The organism is Mycobacterium sp. E740 (genome assembly GCF_001672895.1).
Lineage (GTDB): Bacteria > Actinomycetota > Actinomycetes > Mycobacteriales > Mycobacteriaceae > Mycobacterium.
Genome location: NZ_LZKP01000157.1, coordinates 11,782 through 22,888, shown reverse-complemented (window position 1 = coordinate 22,888; position 11,107 = coordinate 11,782). Strand labels below are relative to the sequence as shown.

At 68.0% G+C, this 11,107-nt stretch carries 11 protein-coding genes and 1 tRNA gene; 9 read left to right on the top strand and 3 right to left on the bottom strand.

Annotation, left to right across the window (positions count from 1 at the left end; all coding sequences use genetic code 11):
- Positions 1–37: 37 nt before the first annotated feature.
- On the bottom strand, positions 38–643 hold the full coding sequence (locus A5663_RS14800) for a TetR/AcrR family transcriptional regulator (RefSeq protein WP_068150510.1): 606 nt from the start codon (positions 641–643) through the stop codon (positions 38–40).
- A gap of 86 nt (positions 644–729) precedes the next feature.
- Here A5663_RS14800 and A5663_RS14795 point away from each other — a divergent pair.
- From A5663_RS14795 to A5663_RS14755, 9 genes are all read left to right on the top strand, one after another.
- A tRNA-Gln gene (locus A5663_RS14795) sits at positions 730–801 on the top strand.
- 86 nt (positions 802–887) lie between these two features.
- Positions 888–2,360, top strand: a complete 1,473-nt coding sequence (gene glmU, locus A5663_RS14790) for a bifunctional UDP-N-acetylglucosamine diphosphorylase/glucosamine-1-phosphate N-acetyltransferase GlmU (RefSeq protein ID WP_068150319.1) — start codon at positions 888–890, stop codon at positions 2,358–2,360.
- Between the two features lie 76 nt (positions 2,361–2,436).
- Complete coding sequence (locus A5663_RS14785) at positions 2,437–3,417, top strand: ribose-phosphate diphosphokinase (RefSeq protein ID WP_068150316.1); 981 nt, start codon at positions 2,437–2,439, stop codon at positions 3,415–3,417.
- Positions 3,418–3,762, top strand: a complete 345-nt coding sequence (gene arsC, locus A5663_RS14780; protein WP_068150313.1) for an arsenate reductase (glutaredoxin) — start codon at positions 3,418–3,420, stop codon at positions 3,760–3,762.
- Positions 3,759–4,436 (top strand): LpqN/LpqT family lipoprotein, encoded by a 678-nt coding sequence (locus tag A5663_RS14775; protein WP_068150308.1) that lies wholly within the window; start codon positions 3,759–3,761, stop codon positions 4,434–4,436. The genes arsC and A5663_RS14775 overlap by 4 nt, the downstream gene beginning before the upstream one ends.
- A gap of 24 nt (positions 4,437–4,460) precedes the next feature.
- Positions 4,461–5,372 (top strand): oxidoreductase, encoded by a 912-nt coding sequence (locus A5663_RS14770; RefSeq protein WP_068150306.1) that lies wholly within the window; start codon positions 4,461–4,463, stop codon positions 5,370–5,372.
- 95 nt (positions 5,373–5,467) lie between these two features.
- A complete protein-coding gene (locus tag A5663_RS14765; protein WP_068150303.1) occupies positions 5,468–6,166 on the top strand; it encodes a 50S ribosomal protein L25/general stress protein Ctc in 699 nt (232 codons plus the stop codon).
- Positions 6,167–6,172: 6 nt separating this feature from the next.
- On the top strand, positions 6,173–6,751 hold the full coding sequence (gene pth / locus A5663_RS14760) for an aminoacyl-tRNA hydrolase (protein ID WP_068150302.1): 579 nt from the start codon (positions 6,173–6,175) through the stop codon (positions 6,749–6,751).
- 61 nt (positions 6,752–6,812) lie between these two features.
- Positions 6,813–8,051 carry a S9 family peptidase gene (locus A5663_RS14755; RefSeq protein ID WP_068150299.1) on the top strand — a complete coding sequence of 413 codons (1,239 nt, stop codon included), beginning with the start codon at positions 6,813–6,815 and terminating at the stop codon, positions 8,049–8,051.
- Between the two features lie 100 nt (positions 8,052–8,151).
- Here A5663_RS14755 and A5663_RS14750 read toward each other — a convergent pair whose 3' ends face one another.
- Positions 8,152–9,786, bottom strand: a complete 1,635-nt coding sequence (locus tag A5663_RS14750) for a fatty acyl-AMP ligase (RefSeq protein WP_068150295.1) — start codon at positions 9,784–9,786, stop codon at positions 8,152–8,154.
- Between the two features lie 324 nt (positions 9,787–10,110).
- On the bottom strand, positions 10,111–11,073 hold the full coding sequence (locus A5663_RS14745) for a 4-(cytidine 5'-diphospho)-2-C-methyl-D-erythritol kinase (protein ID WP_068150292.1): 963 nt from the start codon (positions 11,071–11,073) through the stop codon (positions 10,111–10,113).
- Positions 11,074–11,107 lie beyond the last annotated feature (34 nt).

Below are 11,107 nucleotides of genomic sequence, written 5' to 3'. Positions count from 1 at the left end.
CGAAGTGCCTGCCGCGACGAGGGTTTGCGTGCCTACGTCACTCGTCGAGCAGCAGCGGGTCGTTCTCCAGATGCATCAACCCGTTCCAGCACAGGTTCACCAGATGCGCGGCCACGACTTCCTTCTTGGGCTCGCGCACATCGAGCCACCACTGCGCGGTCATCGACACCGAGCCGACCAGCGCCTGGGCGTACAGCGGCGCCATCTCCGGATCCAGACCGCGACGGGAGAAGTCGCCGGCCAGGATCGAGGACACCTGGTTGACGGCCTCGTTGAGCAACGTCGAGTAGGTGCTGCCCGACGTGATCGCCGCCGGGGAGTCGCGGATCAGGATGCGGAAACCGTCGGTGCGCTCGTCGACATAGGTCAGCAGCGCGAGCGCGACGCGTTCGATACGCAACCGGGAGCGGTTGTTGGTCATCCGGGTGAGCGACGAGGTGATGCCGTCGAGCAACGCCGACATCTCACGGTCGACCACCACCGCGTACAGCCCTTCCTTGCCCCCGAAGTGCTCGTACACGACGGGCTTGGAGACGTTCGCCCGCTGGGCGATCTCCTCGATCGAGGTGCCCTCGTAGCCGCGCTCGGCGAACAGCGTTCGAGCGATGTCGATGAGCTGGTGGCGCCGCTCGGCGCCGGTCATCCTGGCGCGCGGTGCCCGCACCTCTTTGTCGAGTGCTGCCACGCCTATCAGGTTAGATGCTTCGACTAACATCACGGGTTGGTCAATCCGTCGTGGTGTAATCGGCAGCACCTCTGATTTTGGTTCAGATAGTTCAGGTTCGAGTCCTGGCGACGGAGCACTTTTGCCGCGAGCGACCGCAAAATGACACTGTTGACGGCGTGTCGGTGCACAAACACGGTCACTCGGCGGAGAGGAGAGCCAGATGACGGCTTCTACTGGCGCAGCGGTCGTCGTCCTCGCGGCCGGGGCCGGCACGCGGATGCGGTCCGACACCCCGAAGGTGCTGCACTCGCTGGCCGGTCGGAGCATGCTCTCGCACGCGCTGCACGCGGTGGCCGAAGTCGCGCCTGAGCACGTCGTCGTCGTGGTCGGCAAGGACCGCGAGCGCGTTTCGCAAGCGGTCGGGCAGCTCGCCGAGAAGCTCGGCCGCCACGTCGCGACGGCGGTGCAGGAGGAGCAGCTGGGCACGGGCCACGCCGTCGAATGCGCTCTGTCGGCGCTGCCGCCGGAGTTCGCCGGGACCGTCGTCGTCACCTCCGGGGACGTCCCGCTGCTGGACCCCGGCTCCATAGCTGGCCTGATCGCCACGCACAACGCCGAGTCGGCGGCCGTCACGGTGCTGACCACCACGCTTGCCGACCCGACCGGGTACGGCCGCATCCTGCGCACCGCGGCCGGCGAGGTGACCGGCATCGTCGAGCAGGCCGACGCCGACCCGGCGCAGCAGGCCATCACCGAGGTCAACACCGGGGTGTACGCGTTCGACATCGCCGCGCTGCGATCCGCGCTGAAGCGGCTGAACTCGGACAACGCTCAGCATGAGCAGTACCTGACCGACGTCCTGGCGATCGCCCGTTCCGACGGGCACGCGGTGCGCGCCGAACATGTCGGGGACCCCATGCTGGTGGCCGGCGTCAACGACCGCGTGCAGCTGGCGGCGTTGGGCGCGGAGCTGAACCGGCGCATCGTCGCGGCGCATCAGCGGGCGGGGGTGACGGTCATCGACCCGGCGACCACGTGGATCGACGTCGACGTGACGATCGGCCGCGACACCGTCGTGCAACCGGGCACCCAGCTGCTGGGCACGACCGAGATCGGCGCCCGGTGCCGGATCGGGCCGGACACGACCCTCGAAGACGTCGAGGTCGGCGACGACGCATCAGTGGTGCGCACCCACGGCCAGCTGGCCGTGATCGGTGCGGGCGCGGCGGTCGGGCCGTTCACCTACCTGCGGCCGGGCACGCTGCTGGGCGCCGACGGCAAGCTCGGCGCTTTCGTCGAGACCAAGAACGCGACGGTAGGAAGAGGCACCAAAGTGCCACACCTCACCTACGTCGGCGACGCAGACATCGGTGAACACAGCAACATCGGCGCCTCGAGCGTGTTCGTCAACTACGACGGCGAGCGCAAGAGCCGCACCACGATCGGCTCGCATGTCCGGACCGGATCGGACACCATGTTCGTCGCCCCGGTCACCATCGGCGACGGCGCCTACACCGGCGCAGGCACCGTCGTGCGTGACGACGTGCCGCCGGGAGCGCTGGCTGTATCGGCCGGTCCGCAGCGCAACATCGAAGGCTGGGTCGCGCGCAACCGGCCCGGCTCGGCGTCGGCCGCCGCGGCGCAGGCGGCATCAGATTCAGCGCGGGACTCCGAGGACGCCGCCACGTCGTGAGCCAGTTGCCGGATGTTCGCGATCCGGCAACCCGTACCATTGAGCGGTATCGATCCCCCGACCTTGAGGGCGCACTGTGGGCACCGAGTGGACCGACAACCGCAAAAACCTGATGCTGTTCTCCGGTCGGGCGCACCCCGAACTCGCTGAGCAGGTCGCCAAGGAACTCGACGTGCCGGTCACGGCGCAGACCGCCCGGGACTTCGCCAACGGCGAGATCTTCGTCCGGTTCGACGAGTCGGTGCGCGGCTGTGACGCGTTCGTGCTGCAGAGCCACCCGGCGCCGCTGAACCAGTACCTGATGGAACAGCTCATCATGATCGACGCGCTCAAGCGTGGCAGCGCCAAGCGCATCACCGCGATCCTGCCGTTCTATCCGTACGCCCGCCAGGACAAGAAGCACCGCGGACGTGAACCGATCTCCGCGCGGTTGGTCGCCGACCTGCTCAAGACCGCAGGCGCGGACCGGATCGTCACCGTCGACCTGCACACCGACCAGATCCAGGGCTTCTTCGACGGCCCGGTCGACCACATGCGGGCGCAGAAGCTGCTCACCGGTTACATCGCGGAGAACTACGCCGACCACGACATGGTCGTCGTCTCGCCGGACTCCGGAAGGGTCCGCGTCGCCGAGAAGTGGGCGGACGCGCTGGGCGGCGTTCCGCTGGCCTTCATCCACAAGACTCGCGACCCGCTGGTGCCCAACCAGGTCGTGTCCAACCGCGTCGTCGGCGATGTGCGCGGCAAGACCTGTGTGCTGACCGACGACATGATCGACACCGGCGGCACGATCGCCGGTGCGGTCAAGCTGCTCAAGGCCGACGGCGCCGGTGACGTGATCATCGCCGCGACGCACGGCGTGCTCTCCGATCCGGCCCGCGACCGGCTGGCCGATTCCGGGGCGTGCGAGGTGATCGTCACCAACACGCTGCCCATCGGCGAGGACAAACGCTTCCCGCAATTGACCGTGTTGTCGATCGCGCCGCTGCTGGCCAACACGATCCGCGCAGTGTTCGACAACGGGTCGGTCACCAGCTTGTTCGACGGGTCGGCGTAGATGCCGGACAGCGTCATCTACCACAACCCGAAATGCTCGACCTCGCGCAAGACCTTGGATCTGCTGCGCGAGAACGGGATCGAACCGACGGTGGTTCAGTACCTGAAGACGCCGCCGAGCCGTGAAGAGCTGGCGAAGATGATCTCCGACGCCGGCATCGACGTTCGCACCGCGGTGCGCAAGCGTGAATCGCTCTATGCGGAGCTGAATTTGGCGGACGCGACCGACGACGAGCTGCTCGACGCGATGGCCGCCAACCCGATCCTGATCGAACGGCCTTTCGTCGTCACCTCGAAGGGCACCCGCCTGGCCCGGCCGATCGACGCGGTGCACGAGATTCTGTGAGGCTCAAGGCCTTTCGCTTTGCCGCGGTTGGTGTCGTCGCGATCGCGGTCGCCTCGGGCTGCGGCACCGAGCCGCCGAACTATCAGTCGGTGTGGTCGACGTCGTCGTCGCCGACGCTTAGCACTTCGGCCGAGGGTGACAAGCCGATGTCGGTCGCGGCGTTCTTCGAGAAGGCCGGCGTGGCCGGCCAGCCCGTGTTTCCGGAGAAGCTCAAAGACCTGACCATCACGTTCCCCACGCCGCAGGGCTGGGCGCCGTACTTCAACACCAACTTCGCGCCGGGCACCCGGGTGATCGCCAAGGGTGAGACGTACCCGATCGCGATGCTGGTGGTGATGAAGCTGACCGGCGACTTCGATCCGGCCGAAGCCATCAAGCACGGTTACGTCGACGCCGAGATGTCGCAGAACTTTAAGCGCCTCAACGCCTCGATGGATGACTTCAAGGGTTTCCCGTCGGCGATGATCGAAGGTAGCTACGACCTCAACGGCAAGCGGATGCACAGCTACAACCGCATCGTGATCGCGACCGGCGCGCCGCCGGCCAAGCAGCGCTACCTGGTCCAGTTCACGGTCACCGGATATGCGGACAAAGCGGTCGAGGAAGCACCGGACATCGAAAAGATCATCGGCGGTTTCAACGTCGAGGTGCCCAAGCCGCCGCCGCCGAAGTGACTCGTGCCGCACTAGGGTGGTCGCATGAGTGAGTGGACCGCTGCTGATCTTCCGTCCTTCACCGGGCGCACCGTCATCGTCACCGGCGCGAACAGCGGCCTGGGCCTGGTCACGGCGCGCGAACTGGCCGGCGCCGGCGCCAAGGTCATTCTCGCCGTGCGCAACACCGCCAAGGGCGACGAGGCCGCCGCGACGATCACCGGGCAAGCCGAGGTCCGCAAGCTCGATCTGCAGGATCTCGAGTCGATTCGGGCGTTCGCCGACGGCATCGACTCGGTAGATGTGCTGGTCAACAACGCCGGGATCATGGCGGTGCCGTACGCGTTGACGGTCGACGGGTTCGAAAGCCAGATCGGGACCAACCATCTCGGCCACTTCGCGCTGACCAACCTGCTGCTGCCCAAGATCACCGACCGCGTGGTGACAGTGTCGTCGATGATGCACCTGATCGGCTGGATCAGCCTCAACGACCTGAACTGGAAGGCCCGGCCGTACCTGGCGTGGCCGGCCTACGGCCAGGCGAAGCTGGCGAACCTGCTGTTCACCAAGGAGCTGCAGCGCCGCCTGAGCGCGGCGAACTCGGCGGTCAAGGCGATCGCCGCGCACCCCGGCTATTCCGCGACCAACCTGCAGGGCCAGACCGGCAACCGGTTCGGCACGCGGTTCTGGCATGCCGGCAACCGGCTGTTCGCCACCAGCGCCGAGTTCGGCGCCCGCCAGACGCTCTACGCGGTGGCCGAGGACCTGCCGGGCGACACCTTCGTCGGTCCGCGGTTCGCCAGCCGCGGACCCACCGGTGCGACCCCGTTCCGGAGTCCACTGGCCCGCGACGGGCGCACCGCCACGTCGCTGTGGGAGCTCTCTGAGCAGCTCACCGACACCAAGTTCCCCTCTGATTTGGGCCTGAGCAGCAGTTCCGGCTACCCTTGCCGGTGATCACGGCGAGGGTGGCCTGCCACCGTTATCGACGCGAACCTCTTTTCAGTGGTTGAGCCCTGGCCGTGCCGAGACACGACAGGAGCACCCACCTCATGGCAAAGACCGCCACGAAAGCCAACAATCTGACCGCTTCGGTCCGCACCGAGACCGGTAAGGGCGCATCACGCCGCGCGCGCCGCAACGGCAAGGTGCCCGCCGTGCTGTACGGCCACGGCACCGACCCGCAGCACCTGGAGTTGGACGCTCACGACTTCTCCGCCGTGCTTCGCCACGCGGGCACCAACGCGGTGCTGACGCTCGACATCAACGGCAAAGAGCAGCTCGCGCTGACCAAGGCGCTCGACATCCACCCGATCCGCCGCACGATCACCCACGCCGACCTGCTGGTCGTGCGCCGCGGCGAGAAGGTGACCGTCGAGGTCACCGTCGTCGTCGAGGGTGAGGCAGTGCCGGGCACGCTGGTGACCCAGGACGCGAACACGATCGAGATTGAGGCCGACGCGCTGTCGATCCCGCAGCAGCTGACGGTCTCGGTGGAGGGTGTCGACGCCGGCACGCAGTTCACCGCGGGTTCGATCGAGCTGCCGTCGGGTGTCACGCTCGTGTCGGACCCGGAGATGCTGGTGGTCAACGTCGTCGCCGCGCCAACCGCCGAGGAGCTCGAAGCGGAGGGCGGCGGTGCCTCGCTCGAGGAGCAGGGCGCCGAGGTCGCCGAGGCCGAAGCCGCGCAGGCCGAGGCGGAGGGCGAGGGCGAATCGGCCGAAGCGGCGCCTGCCGAAGAATCCGAGTAACCGGCCATGGCCGAACCACACATCGTGGTCGGCCTGGGCAACCCGGGGCCGAAGTACGAGACGACGCGGCACAATCTCGGGTTCCTCGTCGCCGACATCCTCGCCGATCGCATGGGCTCGGGATTCAGGGTGCACAAGAAGTCCGGCTCCGAGGTGGCCACCGGCCGCATCGCCGGTCGGTCGGTGGTGCTGGCCAAACCGCGCACGTACATGAACGAATCGGGCCGGCAGATCGGGCCGTTGGCCAAGTTCTATTCGGTCTCCCCCGCCGACATCGTCGTCATCCATGACGAACTGGACATCGAGTTCGGCCGGATCCGGCTGAAGTCCGGCGGCGGTGTGGCCGGGCACAACGGGCTGCGCTCGGTCGGTTCAGCCTTGGGCAGCAACGACTTTGCGCGCGTCCGCATCGGTATCGGGCGGCCGCCCGGCCGGATGGACGGTGCGAAGTTCGTGCTCTCGACGTTTACTCCGACCGAGTGGAAGGAAGTACCGACGATATGCGAGCAGGCGGCCGATGCGACCGAACTCCTTCTGGCACAAGGGCTGGAGCCCGCGCAGAACGTCGTCCACGCCTGGGGCTAGCCTCTGCGCTTGTGTCCAAAGTCCCTACCCCACTGGAGGGTTCTGATTTAGCGTGGGCGATATGACAGCAGCCGGGCACGACGACGCGAACAAATCGGAGACAAGTCCCGCCTCGGCCCCTCCGGGTGTCGGCGCGCTGGGAAATGTGTTCGGTCCGCTCGAACGCACCGGCCGCTACTACGCCGAATCCTGGCGCGACTACTTCGGCCGGCCGGATACCGGGGTCCCGATCGCGCGCCCGACGTTTTCGTTGGCCACCCATGCGTTTCGGGACGAGATCGTGTTGCTCGGACTTCGCGCGAGCCGGCCACTCAGCGCAGTGGATGCGTTCTCCCGCATCACCCGCGAGACGGAGGAGGCTGTCGACTTCTATGGACAGCAGGGCTGGCTGGACGACCCCAGGGGATTTTTCGCGCCTCCGCCCCCGCTGAAGGACATCGCTGTCAGAGAGGTCAAGGGGCGCAGGCATTCCCACCAGCGAGTGGCGTTCGACAGCGGTTATGCTCCCCATCCCGGAGAGCCCGGCGCTGAGCGTTACATGAGCTACGCCGCCAATCGGCGCGAGTACGCGTTGATGCTGCGCCACCCCGAACCGCGACCGTGGCTGGTGTGCATCCACGGCGCCGAGATGGGCCGCGCCGCAGTCGACTTGGCCTTGTTCCGGGCCCGCTGGCTGCATCGGGACCTCGGCCTGAACGTGATCCTGCCGGTACTTCCGATGCACGGCCCGCGCGCACGCGACCTACCCAGGGGGGTCGTCTTTCCCGGCGAGGACATCCTCGACGACGTCCACGCCGCGGCGCAGGCGGTATGGGATGTCCGTCGGATACTGACGTGGATTCGCGGTGAAGAGCCCGACTCGCCGATCGGCCTGAACAGCATCTCGCTGGGCGGTTACGTCACATCGCTGGTGGCCAGCCTGGAAGAGGGCCTCAAGTGCGCGATCCTCGGCGTGCCCGTTGCCAACCTCGTCGAGCTCCTGGGCCGGCACGCCGGCCTGCACCCGGGCGATCCACGCCATGAGGCGATCACCCTGGCCGAACCGATCGGCCGGATGACCTCGCCGCTGAGCCTGACTCCCCTTGTGCCGCAACAGGGCCGGTTCATCTATGCCGGCCTCGCCGACCGCGTGGTCCACCCGCGCGAACAGGTTTCGCGGTTGTGGGAGCACTGGGGGCGGCCCGAGGTGGTCTGGTACCGCGGCGGTCACACCGGGTTCTTCCAAGCGCGTCCCGTGCAACGGTTCGTCGAGGCAGCACTCGTCCAGTCGGGCCTGGTCGACCGCGCCCCGCGCCGCTGATCGACGCTTTCTGCGTCGTCCTAGGCGAACGTGCCCAAAGTGCTGAAATCCCGCGGCGTGTCGTGCGCAAACACGCACGCTCGCGGCAGAAAGGAAAGGGCTAGGTGACCAGGGAGACCGAGGTACTGCGGCGCAGCTTGCCCGACGGCGTCTTCGGGATGGTTCCCGGGCCGAGCACCACGACGTTGCGGGGGCGGACGTCGACCTCGGCGACCACCTCATGGGCCACCTGATGCTCGATGCGACGCACCGCGGCGGGATCCTGCCACGCGTTGGACTCGACCGCGACGGCGAACGTCTCACGCGAGTGGCCGGCATCGAGTCGCACGGCGACCGCGCAGCCCGGCCGAACGCCCTCGACGCGGCAAGCAGCGCGCTCGATGTCGGTCGGATAGATGTTGCGGCCGGCCATGATGATGACGTCCTTGACTCGGCCGCACACGATGATGTTGCCGTCCTCGGTGATGTAGCCGAGGTCGCCAGTGTCGTACCAGCCGTGCTCATCCTGCGCGGGGATGAAGCCGCCCATGGTGATGTACCCGGGGGTCAGCGACTCACCGCGCAGCTCGATCACCCCGACGCCGCGCGGCGGCATCACGTTGCCGTGCTCGTCGATGACGCGGGCCTCGAGGTCGCGCAGCAGCGGTCCGAGCGAGGCCAGCCGCCGGGTGTTGCCCTTGGTGGCGGGCACGGCGCGGCGCAGCGCGGCCAGCAGGTCGGCGTCGACCTCGTCAACCACCAGACCCGCGCCGCACGGCGAGAACGACACCGCCAGCGTCGTCTCGGCCATGCCGTAGGCCGGCAGGATCGCATCGGGCTTGAGCCCGAACGGCTTTCCGGCGTCGAGCAGGTCCTCGACGTCGGCGGGCTCGACGGGCTCTGCCCCTGAGAGCGCGAAGCGCAGCGTCGACAGGTCGAACTCGCCCGGCTTGGCCTGGCGGCGCAACCGCTTGGCGAACAGCGCGTAGGCGAAGTTCGGCGCCGCGGTCATCGTGCCCTTGTACTTGTCGATGAGCTTGGCCCACAGCAGGGTGTCGCGTAGGAAGTCCATCGGCGTGACCTTGACCAGCTCCGCGCCGAAGTACATCGGGATGGTGAGAAAGCCGACCATGCCCATGTCGTGGAAGCAGGGCAGCCAGCTGACCATGACGTCCTTGTCGACGTCGTACTGCGCGCCGATGAACATCGCCTCGGCGTTGGAGTAGATGTTGCGGTGCGTGATCTGAACGGCCTTGGGAGAACCGGTGGAACCGGACGTCAACTGCATCAGCGCCAGGTCGTCCTCGCCGACCTCGATGGGGTCGGTCGGTTCCGAAGCCAGCAGGTCCGCCACGGTGAGGACCAGGATGTCCTTTTCTTCCAGCACCGGGATCGCGACCTCGAACGGCTCGGACACGATGACGGCCTTGGCCTCGATCATGCCGATGACGGTCATGGTGTCCTCGGCCCACACGGCGAGGTCGGTACGCGGCGTCGGCTGGTGCAGCATGGTCAGGCTGGCGCCGCGCATCCACAGGCCCTGCGCGGTCGGCGCGATCTCCACCGGGAGGCCGGCCAGCACGCCGACGGCGTCACCGAGGCCGATGCCCGCCTTCTCCAGGCCGCCCGCGATGCGGCGGGCCCGCTCGTGCACCTCGCCCCAGGTGTGGCGGACGGGCTCGTGGGGCTCACCGGTCACCATGCCCGTCGTGGCGTTGCGGGCGTTGCGATACATCTTCTCGGTGAATCGGCTCACGACGACCTCCTCGGTTCCCGGAGCCGCAGCGCCGGAGCAAATGCCTTGTTCTCATGCTCCGCCTGATCAGGGGCGCGACCATGGAGGCGCGCACACAAATCGGGAGCGGTTGAGTCTCGAATCGGTGATACACCGGAAGCTAGGGTGCGTCCGACGAGACGCCCACCGAGGTTGCCGGCGGGGAAGAAAGTCGCGTCCGATTCATGACCGCTAGTTTTCACCGTCGTTCATCTTAAGCAACTCTTAAGTAGCCGCCAAACCGGCGCGAGAATTGAGGTCTGGCTCACACCCGACCGTTACGGAAACGATGCCGAGCGCTCGACGTCACGCCGTCGACGGCGCGGGCACGACGCGAGCGCCCTGAACGGGGCCGCTGGCCACCCGCACCGTGCGGCACACCCCCGCGCCGGCAAGCTCTGCCCCGACGTCGACCGCCGCGCCCGCCGTGGCGCACAGGAACGCGCACGTGGGGCCCGAGCCCGAGACGATGCCCGCCAACGCGCCCGCCTCCTTGCCCGCGCGCAGCGTGCGCCGCAGTCCGGGGTCCAGACGCAGCGCCGCCGGCTGCAGGTCGTTGCCGAGCAGCGGGGCCAACCGGGCCGGATCGCCGGAGGCCAGCGCGGCGAGGACGGGCTCGGGGTCATCGAGCCTCGGCGGCACCTCGCGATCCGCGTCGCGCAGCCGGTCGATCTCGGCGAACACCGCGGGCGTCGAGAGGCCCCCGTCGGCGAACGCCAGCACCCAGTGGAACGTCGTGCGGGCGAGCACGGTCGCCAGCTCCTCACCGCGTCCGGTGCCCAGCGCCGTACCGCCGTGCAACGCGAACGGCACGTCGCTGCCGAGTTGAGCCGCCAGTGCGTGCAGATCCCGCCTGGGCACCCCCAGCTCCCACAGCGTGTTCATCGCCACCAGCACCGCCGCGGCATCCGCGCTGCCGCCCGCCATCCCGCCGGCCACCGGGATGGACTTCTCGATCAGGATCGCCACATCCGGAGCCCGGCCCACGTGTTCGGCCATCAGCTCGGCCGCGCGCCACGCGAGGTTGCGCTCGTCGGTGGGCAGCGACTCCGCGCCCTCGCCCGCGACCTCCAACGACAACACATCGGCGTTGCGGACGGTGATCTCGTCGAGCAGCGAAACGGCGTGGAACACGGTGGTGAGCTCGTGATAGCCGTCGTCGCGACGGTCGCCCACCTCCAGGTAGAGGTTGACCTTGCCCGGCACCCGGACGGTGACCGACCCGGTGGGAACCCACTCCGAGGCGGTGTTTCCGTTCCAGCCTGACACGGCACGACCCTATCGGAGCCGCACTAGCCTGCAC

What these genes read in the sequence shown, in the direction of transcription:
- A5663_RS14800 (WP_068150510.1), bottom strand. Translation starts at nt 643, where the DNA reads ATGACCGGCGCCGAGCGGCGCCACCAGCTCATCGACATCGCTCGAACG.
- glmU (WP_068150319.1), top strand. Translation starts at nt 888, where the DNA reads ATGACGGCTTCTACTGGCGCAGCGGTCGTCGTCCTCGCGGCCGGGGCC.
- arsC (WP_068150313.1), top strand. Translation starts at nt 3,418, where the DNA reads ATGCCGGACAGCGTCATCTACCACAACCCGAAATGCTCGACCTCGCGC.
- A5663_RS14770 (WP_068150306.1), top strand. Translation starts at nt 4,461, where the DNA reads ATGAGTGAGTGGACCGCTGCTGATCTTCCGTCCTTCACCGGGCGCACC.
- A5663_RS14765 (WP_068150303.1), top strand. Translation starts at nt 5,468, where the DNA reads ATGGCAAAGACCGCCACGAAAGCCAACAATCTGACCGCTTCGGTCCGC.
- pth (WP_068150302.1), top strand. Translation starts at nt 6,173, where the DNA reads ATGGCCGAACCACACATCGTGGTCGGCCTGGGCAACCCGGGGCCGAAG.
- A5663_RS14755 (WP_068150299.1), top strand. Translation starts at nt 6,813, where the DNA reads ATGACAGCAGCCGGGCACGACGACGCGAACAAATCGGAGACAAGTCCC.